The sequence below is a fragment of the Amycolatopsis sp. NPDC102522 genome (assembly GCF_055584485.1).
Map to the genome: position 1 here is coordinate 449,558 of NZ_JBVJLY010000003.1, position 16,279 is coordinate 465,836.

Sequence of the window (16,279 nt, forward strand, 5' to 3'; positions counted from 1 at the left end):
CCTCTGCTTCCTTCGCCCAAAATTGTGTTTCTCCAGGTTGGCGGGTCTGCGCGCGGGTGGCTTATGGGTTTGCTATAATCCAAATTTCTTCCGGTTGAAGGTTGCGAAAGTGGCTTTCGCGACACCGTCTGCCTGCTCGAAGTGGTCGTGAGTGGCAAGTCGTGCTCGCTTGAGAGATAAAGCCCAGGTACCGCGCCGGCGAGAGCGCGAGGTATCACTCAGGGTGATTGCCGTGTGGAAATTGGGACGTTCAACGTCCCTATTCCCACACACCTCCTCGTCTCCCCGCCGGTCCGGTGTCGAGCCGGGTTGTCCACAGGTCGGCCAGGTTGTGGACAACTCCCGGTTGATCCCTTCTCGCCCCGGCGCCGTATCCCTCAACGGGGATAGGCTCGGCACGGGAATCGAAGCGGAAGGGTGCGGATGAGCAAGAAGGCGAGCATCGGGGTCACGGGCCTGGCGGTCATGGGCCGCAACCTGGCCAGGAACCTGGCGAGGCACGGGCACACGGTGGCCCTGCACAACCGCTCCGAGCAGCGGACGAAGGAACTGGTCGAGCAGTTCGGCGACGAAGGCGACTTCATCCCGGCGTATTCGGCGCAGGCGTTCGTCGACGCGCTGGAGCGGCCGCGTCAGGTCGTGATCATGGTCAAGGCCGGTGCGCCGACGGACGCCGTGATCGACGAGTTCGTCCCGCTCCTCGAAAAGGGTGACGTGATCGTCGACGCGGGCAACGCGCACTTCGCGGACACCCGGCGGCGCGAGGCGGCGCTGCGCGAGAAGGGCATCCACTTCGTCGGCACCGGTGTGTCCGGCGGCGAGGAGGGCGCGCTGCACGGGCCGAGCATCATGCCAGGCGGGTCCAAGGAGTCGTACCAGTCGCTCGGGCCGCTGTTCGAGGACATCTCGGCGAAGGTCGACGGCGAACCGTGCTGCACGCACGTGGGCGCGGACGGCGCCGGGCATTTCGTGAAGATGGTGCACAACGGCATCGAGTACGCCGACATGCAGTTGATCGCCGAATCGTTCGACCTGCTGCGCGGCGCGGGCGGCTACTCCCCCGCCGAGATCGCGCAGGTCTTCCAGAACTGGAACTCCGGACGGCTGGACTCGTACCTGATCGAGATCACCTCGCAGGTGCTGGCCCACACCGACGCCGCTTCCGGCAAGCCGTTCGTCGACATCGTGGCGGACCAGGCGGAGCAGAAGGGCACCGGCCGCTGGACCGTCCAAATCGGACTGGACCTGGGCGTGCCGATCAGCGGGATCGCCGAAGCCGTCTTCGCGCGCTCGCTGTCCGGTTCGTCGAACCTGCGTGAGGCCTCGCGCGGTCTCGGCGGTCCTTCGCGCGCTCCGCTGACAGGGTCCGCTTTGGACACCTTCGCGGACGACGTGGAACAGGCGCTGTACGCGTCGAAGGTAGTGGCGTACGCCCAGGGCTTCAACCAGATCCAGGCGGGCGGCGCCGAATACGGCTGGGACATCGACCTCGGCAAGGTCGCGTCCATCTGGCGCGGCGGCTGCATCATCCGCGCGAAGTTCCTGAACGACATCACCGCCGCGTACGCCGAAGAGCCCGGTTTGCCGACGCTCCTGACCTCCGGCGGCTTCCGCAAGGCCGTCGAGGACGCCCAGGACTCCTGGCGTTCGGTGATCTCCACCGCCGTGCGGCTCGGCATCCCGACACCGGGCTTCTCGACCGCGCTGGCCTACTACGACGGTCTGCGCGCGGAGCGGCTCCCCGCCGCGCTGGTGCAGGGGCAGCGGGACTACTTCGGTGCCCACACGTACCGCCGGGTCGACCGGGAAGGTTCGTTCCACACCGCTTGGGCCGCCGACGGCCGTCCCGAGTCCTCCGCCTGACAGCTGTCTGCCGTGATGGCCCCCGACCCCGAGGAAAGGGGCCATCACGCACAGGCGGCCAACAGGACGAGGGCGACGAACACCAGGACGGTGAGCGCGATCCGCGTCATTCCCCGCGTGCCGCGACGATTTCCGCCAGGGACCGCAGGATCGTCGCCTCGGTCTTCTCTTTCGTGAGGCCGAGCCCGGTCAGCAAAGCGCTCTCGAGTTCGAACAGGGCCAGCAGGATGTGCTCGGTGCCGATGTAGTTGTGCCCGAGCCGCAGCGATTCCCGCATCGTCAGTTCGAGCGTCTTCTTGGCCTGCGCCCCGAAAGCCATCTTCGCCGCCTCCGCCGGTTCCTCGGCGGGTTCCGGCAACGCGGCCACCGCGGCCTCGCGGACGGCTTCCAGGGTCACCTTCTGCGCCACGATCGCCCCGGCGGCGAGCGCGGCGGGTTCGGCGAGCAGACCGAGGATCAGGTGCGCGGGCTCGATCTGCGGGCTCTTCGCCGTGACGGCTTCGTCCCGCGAAACGACGACGACGTGCCGTGCGCGGTCGGTGTAGCGGCTGAACACCTTCACCAGGTCTTCGAGCGAAGAGCCGCTGGAGTCGACAAAGCGTTTCTGGGCGGCCTGTTTGGACACCCCCATGTTCTTGCCGATTTCGGTCCAGGACGCGCCGGAACGCCGCGCCTGGTCGACGAAGTGGCCGATCAGGTGGTCGGCCACTTCGCCGAGGTGTTCGCCGAGGAAGACCGCGTCGGACAGCTGGCCGAGCACGTTGCCGTCGGGATGTTGCTGCTTGATGTGGGAGATGAGGTCGTCGAGCCGGACTGGATTCGTCATGCCGTCAACTTTAGGTTGACGCTCTTCAATCGTCAACCACGGGTTGACGCAAAGGTCGCCTTCAGATCGAAGCCGTTGGCCTCCAGCGTCTCGAACCGCGGCGCCGGATCCGCGGCGAAAAGCCGTCGCGCCGCGATGTGGTCCGGCGGCCGGTTCACCGACTCGACCCCGGCCAGCACGCCGTCCCGGAACGACAGCACCGAGAACTTCCCGCTCTCCCGGTCCCCGGTCACGACGGTCTTCTCCGCCCCGGTCAGGATCCCGGCGATCTGCAGTTTCGCGCCGAGCTGATCGGTCCAGAACCAGGGCAGGCTGTCGTAGGGCGCGGGTTCGCCGGCGATGGCCGCGGCCGCCGCCCGTGCCTGGTCGACGGCGTTCTGCACCGACTCCAGGCGCGTCGCCGTCCCCGCCTGGACACACGGGAAGTTCGCGCAGTCCCCGACCGCCGAGATCTTCGGGTCGCTCGTGCGCAGGTGCTCGTCGACGACGACACCGTTCGCCACGGCGAGCCCGGCCTCCTCCGCGAGCCGTGTCCGCGGCTCCACGCCGACCCCGACCAGCACCAGATCGGCGGGCAGCAGGCTGCCGTCGCCCAGTTCCACCTCGGTCACCCGGCCATCCCCACGCAGTGCGGCGACACCCTCGCCGAGCAGGATCGTGTGCCCGGCCCCCTCGTGCAGGGCGGCGAAGAACGCCGAGACCTCCGGAGTCGCGACGCGGGCCATGAGCCTGTCCTGTGCCTCCACGATCGTCACGGGCCGCCCGGCATGCGCGGCGAACTCCAGCCCGATGAAGCCGCCCCCGACCACGACCACGTTCTCCGCGCTTTCCAGGGCGGCACGCAGGACGTCAGCGTCGTCCTTGGTGCGCAAGGTGAACACACCGTCCAAAGTGGACCCCGGTACCGGCAGCACCCGGTTGACCGCTCCCGTCGCCAGCACGAGATGGTCGTATTCGTGGGCGCTCCCGTCGTCGAGCACCACCTTCGCGCCGTCCCGATCCACCGACGCGACCCGGCCCGGGATCAGCTCGATGCCCTTCTCCGCGAAGAAGTCCTCGGGCCGCAAGCGCAACTGGGCGTCGCCCGCCGTCCCGGCGAGATAGCCCTTCGACAACGGAGGCCGTTGATACGGCAGCCCGGGCTCGTCGCCGATGAGCACCACCCGCCCGTCGAACCCCTTGTCCCGCAGCGAGGTCGCGACTCCGAACCCGCTCTGCCCGGCCCCTACGACGAGGACGGTCTCCATCGGCGCTCCTTCCGTTGTGCCCGATCCCCATTCAACACAGCTCCGGCCCTTTCGACCGCCCTTTCGCGACGTGATCCTCACGCGGAAGACGCGCTACGGTCATGACCGACGAATCCACTGGTGTTCCCGCACGTCAGGAGGGGGTCGCATGACCCGGCCCGAGATCCATCCGGTCGACGCCCGCCCGCCGCTGCCGAAGCTGACCTTGCTCGGCCTGCAGCACATGACGATCATGTACGCGGGCTCGGTGGCCGTTCCGCTCGTCGTGGGCAGCGCGCTGAAGCTGGACGCGGCGACGATCGCGTTGCTGGTCAACGCGGATCTGCTGGTCGCGGGGATCGCGACGCTGATTCAGGCGATCGGGATCGGACGGATCTTCGGCATTCGCCTGCCGGTGGTGGCCGGCGCGACGTTCACCGTGGTCAACCCGATGATCATGATCGCGTCCCAGTACGGCATGCAGGCCGTCTACGGCGCGATGATCGCTTCGGGAGTGTTCGGCCTGCTCATCGCCAAACCCTTCGCGAAGATGATCCGGTTCTTCCCGCCGCTGGTCTCGGGCACGCTGCTCGTGGTCATCGGCATCTCGCTCATCGGCCCCGGCGTCGGCCTGATCGCCGGCCACGACACCACGTCGCCGGACTACGCGAAGCCCGCCAACATCGCGCTCGCGTTCGGCGTGATCGCGGTGATCGTCCTGTTCACCCGCGTCCTGCGCGGATTCGCGAACCAGATCGGCCCGCTGCTGGCCCTGCTCCTCGGCCTGGCCGCCGCCGTCCCGATGGGGCTGGTGAGTTTCAAGACCATCGCCGCCGCCGACTGGTTCGGCCTCGCGTCACCGTTCCACTTCGGCCCGCCGACCTTCCCGATCGCGGCCGTGCTGTCGATGTGCGTCGTGATGCTGGTGACCTACACCGAATCCACCGCGGACCTGGTCGCGGTCGGCGAGATCACCGGACGGCCGACGACCGATTCGGACCTCGCGCGCGGGCTCGCCACCGACGGTCTTTCCGCCATCCTCGGCGGCGCGATGAACTCGTTCCCGGACACGGCTTTCGCGCAGAACGTCGGGCTCGTGCAGATGACCGGGGTGCGCAGCCGCTGGGTGGTCGCGATGGCGGGCGGCCTGCTCGTGCTGATGGGCCTGGTACCGAAGGTCGGCGCCTTCGTCGCGGCCGTGCCGGAACCGGTGATCGGCGCCGTCGCGGTGGTCATGTTCGCGATGGTCGCCGCGGTCGGCGTACAGAACCTGAAGAAGGTGGAATTCTCCGGCAACCACAACACGTTCATCGTCGCGGTGTCGTTCGGCGTCGGCCTGCTGCCGGCGTTCTCCACGAACCGGTTCGGGAACTCGATCTTCTTCCAGCACTTCCCGGCGTGGCTGCAGACCATCTGCGGCAGCCCGATCACGGTCGCCGCGATCGTCGCCTTCACCCTCAACCTGCTGTTCAACCACCTCGGCAAGCGCCGGGAGCCCGATCTACTGCAGGCGCCCTGAAAACCCGAGCCCTAACACCAGAGCCACTTCGGCCACAGGTTGCACTCTTCGGTGGGTGTCGTGGAGGGCGGCGGCGGGGTCTGGTTGGGCGGCTGAGGAGGGACCGTTGATCCCGTCGGCTTCGGCGGGTCGGCGGGCGCGTGTGACGAGGTCGGAGTCGTCGGAGTGTCCGGGGAGTCGGACGTCGACGCGGCCGAACTCGACGTGCGACGGCTCGACGTCGTCTTGCTGGGCTTCGACGAAGTCCCGCCGTCGCCGGTTTCGACCGTCTCGGTGGACGGGACCGCCGACGTCGCGTCGGCTCCCCTGTTCTCCGAAGGCCGCTTCGGCATCTCGATGACGCTGATGTTGTTCGGCTGCGCATTCTGCTCGGGATCCGAATCGAACCCGACGAGAACACCGGCCGCGCCACAGGCGACGACCACGGCGATCACCACCGCGATCACTCTCCAGCGTGACTTTGCCCGTGACTCCTCGTGGTCATCCCAGCCCTCGCGAATGAGCAGGTCGGCGACCGAAACGTCGTCGTCATCCACTAGTTGAGACCTTCCGCACCGGGATCGAGCGAACAGTAGTTTTACCGCAACTCACCGCTGAATGGGTGAAGTTAACCAAAAATTATTCACCCGATGGAACACGTTAGCGTATGCCAGTCACACAGCGTGTATTCATATGCTTTCGCGCATATCTGCGGCGGCCGACCTTCGGTTCGCGTATACAGCGCCCTCCGCGGGTGGTGTAATCGACGGTGCCAGCACCGAAAGAGGGGGTTCGGACGGATCATGGAGGCTGACGCCCTCGCCGTGCCGGGGGCCGGAAATTCCGGTCATCCGACAGGCGCACCGCTCGGAAACGAGCCGGTCGGCGATCTCGGCCTCGCGGGCGACCACGCCGCCATCTGGTCGTACGACTTCGAAGCCGAGACGCTGTCCTGGCTGCCCGGACTGGAGAACCTGCTGGGTGGAGCCGGTCTCACCGAAGCCGTGATCGAGGCACGGCTCGCCGATCTGGTCGCCCCGCTGACGTCGGGCACCCGTACTTCCCCGCCTTGGCGCGAGTTCGAACTCGAGCAGTCGATCCGCAACCCGGCGGGTGAGCTCCGCTGGATCCGCCTGCGTGCCCGCACCATCGGTGACGGCACCCTCTCCTCGGGACTGCTCGGGATCGCCACCGACGTGACCGACGTCCGCGAGAACCGGCAAGCCCTCGAAGACCTCACCGACCGTTACCGGCTCTTGGTGGAGCTCAGCCCCGACGCGGTCTGCGTCCACGAAGCCGGCGTCGTCACCTATGTGAACCGGGCCGCCGTCACCGCGCTCGGAGCGTCCTCGACCGCCGAACTGATCGGGCGGCCGATCATGGACCTCGTCGCCGACGAATCGCTCCCGGCCCTGCTGGACAGGATCGCGTCGCTGCACCGCCAGGGCGCGTCGACCGATCCCACCGACGCCGTCATGCTCCGCCTCGACGGCACGAAATACCTGGTCCAGAGCATTTCGGTGCGGACGACCTGGGAAGGCAGGCCCGCGTTCCAGGTCATCATGCGCGACATCAGCGCGCAGAAGGCCGCCGAAGCGACGCTGCGCTACCAGGCCGCGCTGATCAGCCACGTCAGCGACGCGATCATCGCGACCAGCGGCACCGGCATGGTGACCAGCTGGAACCCCGCCGCGGAGAACGTCTACGGCTGGACGGCGGGCGAGGCGATCGGCGGCACGGTGAGCGACCTCGTCGGTGCCCCGCTCGACCCGGAAGCGGTGCTGCGCAAGGGCGGTGTCCTGCAGACGACCCACCGCCACCGCAACGGCTCGACCCTGGCCATCCGCATCTCGGCCGCGGAGATGAACGACGGTTTCGTCCTGGTCTGCGCCGACGAAACGGCCCGGCGGCGCGCCGAGCGGCGCTACAGCACCGTGGTCGCCTCGCTCGACGAAGGCGTGGTCGTGATCGGCCCCGGCGGCCTCATCGAATCGGCCAACCCCGCGGCGTGCCGGATCTTCGGCGTCGACCACGACGACCTCATCGGCATCCCGTGCGTGACGCTGGAGCTCTACGACGAACAGGGCCGCCTCCCACCCGCGCGGATGCCGTCGGTGGTGACCCGGCGCACCCGGGTCACGCAGACCGGGCTCGTGCTGCGGCTGCGGCGGCCCGACGGCGGCGACGTCTGGATCTCGCTGACCTCGCGGCTGCTGACCCCGGAAGACCCGTCGGCCATGGCGGTGGTCACCTCGTTCACCGACATCACCGAACGCCGCGCCATCGGCGAGCGGCTCGCCCACGAGGCGACGCACGACCCGCTCACCGAACTCGCGAACCGGACGCTGGTGCTCGACAGCCTCGCCGAGGCGCTGTCCGGCTCCGGCCGCGCCGAGCTGACCACGCTGCTGTTCATCGACCTCGACAAGTTCAAGGTGATCAACGATTCCCTCGGGCATTCCGTCGGCGACAAGGTGCTCCGCATCGCGGGCGAACGGCTGCGCCGGGGGATCGGCGAGAACGACCTCGTCGGCAGGCTCGGCGGCGACGAATTCGTCGTCGTCACCGCGGAGATCACCGAACCGGACGAGATCAAGGCGCTGGCCGGGCAGCTGCGCGAGGCGCTGACCGAACCGATCACGGTCAACGGCAGGCAGCTGCACATCGACGCCAGCATCGGCATCGTCACCGCGGCCAATGACGACACCCGGACCGCCGAAGACCTGCTGCGGGACGCGGATGTCGCGATGTACCAGGCGAAAACGCTCGGCCGCGCGCGTTACGAGTTCTTCGACGTCGAGCTCCGCGAGCGGATGCAGCGGCGGCTCCGTATGGAGCAGGACCTGCGCGACGCCCTGCAGAACGAGGAACTCTGGACGGCGTACCAGCCTGTCGTGGACATCGAATCCGGCGAGATGGTCGCGGTGGAGGCGTTGCTGCGCTGGAAACATCCGGCGCACGGCACGATCTCGCCCGCCGAGTTCATCCCGCTGGCCGAGGAAAGCGACCTGATCAACCTGATCGGCAAGTACGTCCTCCGCACGACCACGCGCGAGATCGCCAAACGGCGCGAACAGCTCGGCATCGACCTGAACCTCAAGGTCAACCTGTCGGCCCGGCAGCTGGACGACCCGCATCTGGTACCCACCGTGCAGGACGCGATGAAGACGACCGGGCTGCCGCCGCACGCGCTGACCCTGGAGGTCACCGAGAGCGCGCTGATGCGGGACCAGGCCGCGGCCGCCGAAGTCCTGACGTCGTTGCGCGATCTCGGTGTCTCGCTGGCGATCGACGACTTCGGCACCGGTTATTCGTCGCTCGCGCAGCTGCAACGGCTCCCGCTGGACACACTCAAGATCGACCGCACGTTCGTCACCGGCATCGCGGAATCGCGCGACGCGGCCGCGATCGTCAAGAGCATCATCGCGATGGCGCACGCCGTCGACCTGATCGTCGTCGCCGAAGGTGTCGAAGACGAAGATCAGCTCACCGTCCTGCGTGAGCTGAACTGTGACCAGGCACAGGGCTTCCACCTGGGCCGCCCCGTGCCGCCGGACGAACTTTTCGGAGCCGCTGAATGAGTGTCGAGATCACTTCCGGAACAGACCGCTACGACATCGTCGTGGACGGGAAACCCGCCGGGTTCCTGGAAACCCGCACGCGGCCGGACGCGATCCTGTTCCTGCACACCGAGATCTCGGACGACTTCGCGGGCCAGGGCCTGGCGGGCAAGCTCGTGTCCGCCGCGCTCGACGACGTCCGGTCGCAGGGAAGGTCCGTCCTGCCCTACTGCCCGTACGTGCGCTCGTACATCGCGAAGCATCGCGAGTACGAGGACCTCGTCCCCGAGGACAAGCGCGCCGAGTTCGAACTCTGAGCCCTCAGCCCGGGTAGATCTTCAGCAGCTTCGCGAGTTCGTCCTCGGTGAGGACGACGTCCAGCTCGCGCAGGGTCGCGTCGAGCCGCTCGGGCGGGATCGTGATGGTCTCCTTCGTCCCGTCCGGACGTTCGACGATGAACTCGGTGCCGACCAGTTTGCGGCTGAGCCCTTCCTCCAGCCGCATGATCACCAGCTGCCCGGTGAACGGCGAACGCGGATGCGTCGACGTGTAGTGGTGGTAGACCTCGTAGTCGATCCGGTGCATCGGCGTGAGCGTGAAGGCGTGCAGGTCGGTCCAGTCGTCGCCCTCCAGCTTCTGCAAACGCCACCGGTCTCCGTCGGCGACGAGCCGGTGCGGCCAGCCCGCCTGGTCTACGACGGCGCCGTCGACCAGCGGCATCGGCACCAGCATCCCGGCGCCGAACCCGACGTCGACCAGGTGCTGGACGCCGTCGGCCTCGATGACGAGCGTCATATGCGTGTACGGGCCGTTCTTCTGCGGCTGCACCCGCGCGACCAGGCGGCGGACGGGGTAGCCGAGCTGCTCGGCGGCCGCCGCGAACAGGCTGCCGTGCTCGTAGCAGTAGCCGCCGCGATGACGGTGGACGAGCTTGCCGATCACGTCGTCGAGGGCGATCCCCTTGTGCTGTCCCAAAACGACGTCGACGTTCTCGAACGGAACGGCCAGGACGTGGGCCTTCGCCAGCTCACGCAGCGCGGCGGCGGACGGCTTCGCCCGGTCCTGGCCGATCCGGCCGAGGTACGCGTCGAGGTCGAGGGTGTCGACAGTCCATTCGTCGACCTGTTCAGGTGCGAGTGTCATGCTCCGAGCCTGACACCTCCACCTAGATCGAGGTCAAGATCAGGAGGCGCAGAATCTGTCCTTGGCGGGAAGCGTGCCGTCCAGGAGATAGCGGTTCACCGCTGCCTCCACGCATTTGTTCGGGTACGCGCCGAAGATCCCGTGCGAGCGGACCGGGACGGTCACCAGCTTCGAGCCGCGCATCGCCCGGTGCATGCCGAGGCCGTGCTCGTACGAGGTCCGGGTGTCCCCGGTCGCCTGGACGATCAGCGCGGGCAGGTCGTTGCCGACCACCGTCGGCCGCTCACGAGGCGGCGCCCAGAACGCGCACGGCAGGGCCATGCTGTGCATCGGGCCGAAGATCGGCTGCGTCGCGCGTGCCTTTTGGACGGTGCGCCAGTAGTGCTCGCGGCCCCGCGGCGCGGAGGTGTCCCCGCAGACGAGTGCCAGCATCAGCGAGCTCTGCGCGCTGCCGCTCTGTTCGATGGCCCTACCTTCCGGCCTCCTGCGTGATGGACCGCGCGGCCACCGTCCCGTCGTCACCGGTCTGTCCTTGGACGACGACCGTCGAGCCCGGCTTGAGGTCGGCGAGCTTGCCCGCCTGTGTCACGCCGACGGTCGTGTCGTCCGTTGTGGACACCGTGATCTCGCCGCCCTGCGCGTTCTTGACGTACACCTTGGTCCCGTCGACGCGGTCGACCGTTCCCGTGGTGCCGCGCCCGGCCGCGCCGCGGGTGCCACCCTGCCCCTGCGCGCCCGGCTGTCCCTGGCCACCCGGCGCGGCGGCCTGGCGGGTGGGCGCCGCCGGGGTCGAAGCCGAGCCGAACGCGGCATGCGTCCAGGCACCGAGGGCGAACACGGCCGCCAGCGCGACCAGACCGGCCAGCACCTGCGTGGTCCGGGAGAACGGCCGTGCGGCGCGGCGCATCTCGTCGTGGAGATCACCGGTCACCGCCGGACCGGCGACGATCTCCTCCGCGGTCGGTTCAGTAGACGGCATCGAGACTCCTATTCGTGACGCAAGGCGTCGATCGGCCGCAGCTTCGCGGCCCGGTTCGCTGGGAAGACCCCGAAGAACAGCCCGATCAGGGCGGAAACCGCGAAGGCGAGGAAGATCGAGGACGGCACCACGACCGGCTGGATCCCGGAAATCGTGAACCGGCTGCCGATCAGCCCGATCGCGACGCCGAGCAGCCCGCCGAACAGGCTGAGCATGGTCGCTTCGGCGAGGAACTGGCCGAGGATGGCCGAACGCGGTGCCCCGACGGCCTTGCGGATGCCGATCTCGCGGATCCGCTCGGTCACCGTCACCAGCATGATGTTGGTGACGCCGATCCCGCCGACCAGCAGCGAGATCGCCGCGACGGCGGCGAGCAGCACGGTGAACGTCTCGGTGGCCGAAGTGCGGGTCGCGAGCAGCTGCTCGGAGTTCTGGATCTGGTAGTCGGCGGTGCCGCCGGCGCGGATGCCGTGCCGCGCGTCGAGGATCGCGGTGATTTCGGTCTGGGCGAGGGAAACGGAATCCGCGCCGGTCGCCTGCACGGCGATCTGGCTCAGGCTTCCGTAGCCCGCCAAGGAGTTCTGCACCGCCGAGATCGGCGCGATCGCGACGTCGTCGGCGTTCTGCGGCCCGGTGCTCCCCTGGGCCTTCAGCACGCCCGCGACGGTGAACTGGATGCCGTTGAGCAGTACGTTCCCGCCCACCGGCTCGGCCGTGCCGAAGATCGACTGAGCCGTCGTCGCGCCGAGGACGACGACCTTCCGCGCGGCCGTCACGTCTTCGGCGGTGAACAGCGCGCCGTCGGCGATCTCCTTGTTGGTCGTGGTGAAGTACGCGGGTTCGGTGCCCACGACGCTCGGGATGTCGTACGACGTCTGGCCGCGGGTCGCGGTGGCCGTCGTGGTCACCACGGGGGACGCCGCCTTGACGTCCGGCGCGCCGATCGGGTCGACGAGCGCGTGCGCGTCCTGCACGGTCAACGGTCGCGCCGTCGCGCTCTGGCCGCCGCCGCGCGCCGGGGAGACGTTGACGACGTTGGTGCCGAGCCCCTGGATGCTCGCCGCGATGGCGGCGGAAGCGCCGTTCCCCACCGCCACGAGCAGGATCACCGCCGCGACGCCGATGGTGATGCCGAGCGTGGTGAGCGCCGATCGCAGTTTGTTCGCGGTGAGCCCGCGGATCGCGAACCGCAGGATCTCCAGGAAGTTCACGACGCCACTCCCACCGCGCGGGCCGGCTCGTCGGAGACGATCAGCCCGTCCTCGACGCGGACCACCCGGCGGGCGTGCGCGGCGACCTCGTCCTCGTGCGTGATCACCACGATGGTGCGGCCGAGCCGGTTCAGCCGGTCGAAGACGCCGAGGACGTCCGCGGTGCTGCGCCTGTCGAGGTTCCCGGTGGGCTCGTCGGCCAGCAGCATCGCGGGCCCGGTGACCAGCGCCCGCGCCACGGCCACGCGCTGGATCTGCCCGCCGGACAGCTCGCTCGGCAGATGCTTGGCCCGGTCGGAAAGGCCGACCATCTCCAGCGCGGCTAGCGCCCGTTCGCGCCGCACCGACCGACGAAGTCCACTGTAGACAAGAGGAAGCTCCACATTGGACACCGCAGAGGTGCGGGGGACCAGGTTGAAGGACTGGAAGACGAAGCCGATCTTGCGGTTGCGCAGCAACGCCAGCTGACGCTCGTTGAGCTCGCCGACGCCGAATCCGTCGAGCAGGTACTCCCCCGAGGTCGGCACGTCCAGGCAGCCCAGCATGTTCAGCAGCGTCGACTTGCCCGAACCGGACGCGCCCATGATCGCGACGTACTCGCCGGGCAGGATGGTGAGATCGACCCCGCGCAACGCGTGCACGGCGGTCTCCCCTTCGCCGTAGGTCTTGCGCAGCCCGGAGACCGCGATCACCGGGTTCATCCCCGACCGCCTCCGGTGCCGGTGCCGCGCTGGCCACCGCCGGGGAAACCGCCGGTCCCGCCGCCGGGAAGCCCGCCGGTGCCGCCCGTCCGCCCGGTACCGCCGGTGGTGCCGGTGGCGGCCGTCGCGGTCAGCACGACGTTCTCCCCCTCGGTCAGCCCCGAGGTGATCTGCACCGTCGACTCGCCGCGGATCCCGACCTGCACCTGGCGCTGGACGTTCTGGCCGTTCTCCTGCACGGTGACGGTGTTCGTGCCGCCGGTGGTCCGCACCGCGGCGGCGGGGACGCTCAGTGCGTTCTGCGCCTCGGCGACGGTGACCACGACGCTCGCGGATTGCCCGGGCCGCAGGCCTTCCGGCGCGCCGGTCAACGCCAGCTTCGTCCGGTAGGACACGACGCTGCCGCTGGACGTCGGCGTCAGGTCGACGCTGGAAACCGTCGCCTGGACCGGTTTGTCCGGCGACGAGTTCAGCGTCACCGTCGCCTTCTGGCCCGCTTTGACCTTGCTGACGTCGATCTCCGCGATCGAGGTGTCGACGACCAGGTCCGTCATGTTCGTGATGGTGACGAACCCGCTGCTGCCACTGGACGAGGACGACGTCGCGGCGTTGGAGTTCCCCTGGTTCCCGCTCGATGTGGACGGCTGGGAACTGCCGGAAGAGCCGCTGGAGGACTGCTGCCCGACGGTGCCACTGATCGCGGTGACCGTCCCCGCGCCGGGCGCGTGGAGCGTGGTGTTGTCGAGCGCGGTCCGCGCGTTCTGGACGTCGAGCTCGGCCTGGTCCACCTTGGCCTGCGCCGAAGCGACGCTGTTCTGGGCGCTTGGGGAGTTCTGGCCGGTGACGGGGGTGGCCTCCGCCGTCTCGGCGGTGTCGAGGTTGTCCCCCGCGACCACGAGGTTCGCCTTCGCGACCTGAAGCTCCTTCGCGGCCTGAGCGCTGTCGATGGTCGCGAGCTTCTGGCCCACCGACACGACGTCGCCGACCTTCACGTCGATCGACGCGACCTTGCCGGCCGTGGCGAAGTTCGCGGTGCCGGTGTAGCCGCTGGCGAGCGTCCCGGCGGCGGAGACGGTCTCGGTGACCGTGGCCCGGCGGACCGGCGTACTGCGGGTCTGGGCCTGCGCGGTGTTCTGTTCGGGACTGAATGCCTGATATATCCCGAAACCTGCTCCGGCCAGGAGCACGACCAGGACACCGTTGAGCACCCAGGCCTTGGAGGGGCGAGCTCGCGTCATGCGGTGACACTGCTGCCGTTGCTTGGCAATGACCTGTTGATTGCCTGTGAGCCCGCTGTGTATCCCGGGGCGCCCCGGTGATCCCAGCCTGGCCACCGCCACTAGGACCGCCTCGGCTTCGGTCGAGGCGGCCCTCTCACCGGGAAGTAGCCGCCCGTGGATCCGGGGTGAGGCCCAGTTCGTCGCGTGCCGCGGCGACGAAAGCCGCTTCCGCCGCCCAAAGCGCGTCGAAGAGTTCGTCCCCGCGGTCCCCCGCCTCGTGATCGGCGCGCCAGGCGGCGATCTGCCGGACGGACCGGACGAGCTCGGTGGACGTCTCGACCGCTTTCGCGGTGTCGGCGACGAGACGGACCGCGACCATGCCTGCCTCGAGATGTTCCTTGTACGGACGGCCCGCCTCGTCGAAGTAGGGCATCAGGTGCCCCCGCAGTCTCGGATGCGGCCGAGCCACGATCTTGGCGGTCGGTTCGAGGGCGAAAGCGATGTACTCCCGTGAAGCGGCCAGGAACTCTTGATAGATCGACAGGCGCTGATCGCGCCACTGCCGTTCGTGGTCGCGCCACCACAGCCGATCCTGATTGCGGTACGACAGCCAGCCGCCGAGGAAGACGCCGATCAGGGCGACTACCGGTGTGATCACGCTCACTGCGACGTTCACGGGCCCGAGTCTTCCACTGGATCCCGGCCACGGGCATGAAAAAACCGCCTTGACCTGAGTCAAGACGGTTCAGAAAGCGGTGGCCAGGGCCGGGGTCGAACCGGCGACCTTCCGCTTTTCAGGCGGACGCTCGTACCAACTGAGCTACCTGGCCGGGAACGCCGGCAAGGAGCCGAACGATCTTGCGACCCTGACGGGACTCGAACCCGCGACCTTCGCCGTGACAGGGCGACGCGCTAACCAACTGCGCCACAGGGCCTTGCATACTGCTTTGTAACTGTACTGCGTACTCCCAACGGGATTCGAACCCGCGTTGCCGCCTTGAAAGGGCGGAGTCCTAGGCCGCTGGACGATGGGAGCCCGGTTCGGTTTCGGCGAACCGATCGACCCGCGCTCTCCGGTGTCCCCGGGAGCGAACATAACTATAGGACACGCCCTTTTCAGCTCCCGCACAGGGGGTCCCCTAGTTGTTCACAGGGCTGGGACCTGCGAGAACGCGGAGAGTTCAGGATATCAGGGCCGACACGTCCCGAAGGGCGCCAAGACGCCGCTGAAGCTCCCCTTGCTCGTCGTCCGTAAGAGTGACGGCGAGAAGTTCGGCCACGCGCTGATCGGTCAGGTGCTCGGCGTGCCTCCACCGCTCCCGTAGCTCACCCTTCGCCTCCGCCGTGGCGATCAGTTCGCCGGCCGCCTCCTCGGACCACGCGGTGCGCAGCAGGCGCCCTCGTCCGCCCTCCGGGTCCGCGACGACGGCCTCGGGCACCGTCAGGCCCACGGCGCGAAGGGCCGCGAAGTGAACGCCGCCGCGGAACTCGCGGAAGACCATGAGCGCGAAAGCCAGCCGCTCGACATCGTCTTCCGGGCGTTCGGCGAGTTGCCATCCGGCGAACAACGCGAGACCACTCGCGTCCGCGGTGTCCACGAGACGGAAGAGCAGATCCGCCAGACGGCCGGGATTGTCGGCACCCGAAAGGCTGACGTGCGCCCACCTCGCCGATGACCGCGAGTAGGCACGGACCGCGGAGGCCGCGTCGAGGGCCGCCATCGCGGGCGGCAAGGCGAACTCGAAGAGCCACGACGGGAAGATCCCGAACAGCTCCGCGACCACCTTCGGCGGCGGGTCGCCGAGCACCGCCGAACGCCCTCGCAGGTACAGCGTCCGCGGCGGAAGACCGACTTCCGCCTCGACCTCGGTGAGCTCCGGAGAGGTCATGAACTTCCCGCCCAGCACCTGCACCGTGCCCCGGATCTCCCGTGCCACCTCGATGGCCGCTTCGTCACCCATGTCGTCCGCACCTTCCCGCCAGTTGAATAATAACAGTGTTACATTACTGGCGTCCCCTTCTCAAGGGCAAACGAAAGCCCGGCCGAGCGGC

At 68.5% G+C, this 16,279-nt stretch carries 15 protein-coding genes and 3 tRNA genes; 4 read left to right on the top strand and 14 right to left on the bottom strand.

Annotation, left to right across the window (positions count from 1 at the left end; genetic code table 11):
* Positions 1–423 precede the first annotated feature (423 nt).
* Positions 424–1,863 carry an NADP-dependent phosphogluconate dehydrogenase gene (gene gndA, locus ACZ6YV_RS12410; RefSeq protein WP_465509649.1) on the top strand — a complete coding sequence of 480 codons (1,440 nt, stop codon included), beginning with the start codon at positions 424–426 and terminating at the stop codon, positions 1,861–1,863.
* A gap of 106 nt (positions 1,864–1,969) precedes the next feature.
* On the opposite strand, the gene ACZ6YV_RS12415 is transcribed toward gndA, so the two are convergent.
* Both ACZ6YV_RS12415 and ACZ6YV_RS12420 read right to left on the bottom strand, forming a co-directional pair.
* Positions 1,970–2,689, bottom strand: a complete 720-nt coding sequence (locus ACZ6YV_RS12415; RefSeq protein ID WP_465509650.1) for a Clp protease N-terminal domain-containing protein — start codon at positions 2,687–2,689, stop codon at positions 1,970–1,972.
* 32 nt (positions 2,690–2,721) lie between these two features.
* Positions 2,722–3,936 carry an NAD(P)/FAD-dependent oxidoreductase gene (locus tag ACZ6YV_RS12420; protein ID WP_465509651.1) on the bottom strand — a complete coding sequence of 405 codons (1,215 nt, stop codon included), beginning with the start codon at positions 3,934–3,936 and terminating at the stop codon, positions 2,722–2,724.
* Between the two features lie 148 nt (positions 3,937–4,084).
* Between ACZ6YV_RS12420 and ACZ6YV_RS12425 the strand changes: the two genes are divergently transcribed.
* Complete coding sequence (locus ACZ6YV_RS12425) at positions 4,085–5,434, top strand: nucleobase:cation symporter-2 family protein (protein WP_465509652.1); 1,350 nt, start codon at positions 4,085–4,087, stop codon at positions 5,432–5,434.
* 11 nt (positions 5,435–5,445) lie between these two features.
* Here ACZ6YV_RS12425 and ACZ6YV_RS12430 read toward each other — a convergent pair whose 3' ends face one another.
* Positions 5,446–5,970, bottom strand: coding sequence for a serine/threonine protein kinase (locus ACZ6YV_RS12430; RefSeq protein ID WP_465509653.1), 525 nt, complete (start codon positions 5,968–5,970; stop codon positions 5,446–5,448).
* Positions 5,971–6,216: 246 nt separating this feature from the next.
* Here ACZ6YV_RS12430 and ACZ6YV_RS12435 point away from each other — a divergent pair, with 246 nt between their 5' ends.
* Together ACZ6YV_RS12435 and ACZ6YV_RS12440 are read left to right on the top strand one after the other, a co-directional pair.
* Positions 6,217–8,994 carry a sensor domain-containing protein gene (locus ACZ6YV_RS12435; RefSeq protein WP_465509654.1) on the top strand — a complete coding sequence of 926 codons (2,778 nt, stop codon included), beginning with the start codon at positions 6,217–6,219 and terminating at the stop codon, positions 8,992–8,994.
* Positions 8,991–9,290, top strand: coding sequence for a GNAT family N-acetyltransferase (locus ACZ6YV_RS12440; RefSeq protein ID WP_465509655.1), 300 nt, complete (start codon positions 8,991–8,993; stop codon positions 9,288–9,290). Before ACZ6YV_RS12435 ends, ACZ6YV_RS12440 begins: the two co-directional genes overlap by 4 nt.
* 4 nt (positions 9,291–9,294) lie before the next feature.
* On the opposite strand, the gene ACZ6YV_RS12445 is transcribed toward ACZ6YV_RS12440, so the two are convergent.
* The 11 genes from ACZ6YV_RS12445 to ACZ6YV_RS12495 form a co-directional block, all read right to left on the bottom strand.
* The gene (locus ACZ6YV_RS12445) at positions 9,295–10,116 is read right to left on the bottom strand and encodes an arylamine N-acetyltransferase family protein (protein WP_465509656.1); all 822 of its coding nucleotides are present in this window, start codon (positions 10,114–10,116) and stop codon (positions 9,295–9,297) included.
* Positions 10,117–10,155: 39 nt separating this feature from the next.
* The gene (locus ACZ6YV_RS12450; RefSeq protein WP_465509657.1) at positions 10,156–10,548 is read right to left on the bottom strand and encodes an alpha/beta hydrolase; all 393 of its coding nucleotides are present in this window, start codon (positions 10,546–10,548) and stop codon (positions 10,156–10,158) included.
* Positions 10,549–10,585: 37 nt separating this feature from the next.
* Positions 10,586–11,095: a hypothetical protein gene (locus tag ACZ6YV_RS12455; protein WP_465509658.1), complete on the bottom strand. Its 510-nt coding sequence runs from the start codon at positions 11,093–11,095 to the stop codon at positions 10,586–10,588.
* A gap of 8 nt (positions 11,096–11,103) precedes the next feature.
* Entirely contained in the window at positions 11,104–12,306 is a 1,203-nt protein-coding gene (locus tag ACZ6YV_RS12460) for an ABC transporter permease (RefSeq protein ID WP_465509659.1), read from the bottom strand.
* A complete protein-coding gene (locus tag ACZ6YV_RS12465) occupies positions 12,303–13,007 on the bottom strand; it encodes an ABC transporter ATP-binding protein (RefSeq protein ID WP_465509660.1) in 705 nt (234 codons plus the stop codon). The genes ACZ6YV_RS12460 and ACZ6YV_RS12465 overlap by 4 nt, the downstream gene beginning before the upstream one ends.
* Complete coding sequence (locus ACZ6YV_RS12470) at positions 13,004–14,245, bottom strand: efflux RND transporter periplasmic adaptor subunit (protein WP_465509661.1); 1,242 nt, start codon at positions 14,243–14,245, stop codon at positions 13,004–13,006. The genes ACZ6YV_RS12465 and ACZ6YV_RS12470 overlap by 4 nt, the downstream gene beginning before the upstream one ends.
* A 136-nt stretch (positions 14,246–14,381) precedes the next feature.
* A complete protein-coding gene (locus tag ACZ6YV_RS12475; RefSeq protein ID WP_465509662.1) occupies positions 14,382–14,903 on the bottom strand; it encodes a hypothetical protein in 522 nt (173 codons plus the stop codon).
* 80 nt (positions 14,904–14,983) lie between these two features.
* Positions 14,984–15,057, bottom strand: a tRNA-Phe gene (locus ACZ6YV_RS12480).
* 31 nt (positions 15,058–15,088) lie between these two features.
* Positions 15,089–15,162 (bottom strand) — tRNA-Asp (locus ACZ6YV_RS12485).
* Positions 15,163–15,190: 28 nt separating this feature from the next.
* Positions 15,191–15,263 (bottom strand) — tRNA-Glu (locus ACZ6YV_RS12490).
* A 145-nt stretch (positions 15,264–15,408) separates the two neighbouring features.
* Positions 15,409–16,188, bottom strand: coding sequence for an SCO6745 family protein (locus ACZ6YV_RS12495; RefSeq protein WP_465509663.1), 780 nt, complete (start codon positions 16,186–16,188; stop codon positions 15,409–15,411).
* Positions 16,189–16,279: the final 91 nt, after the last annotated feature.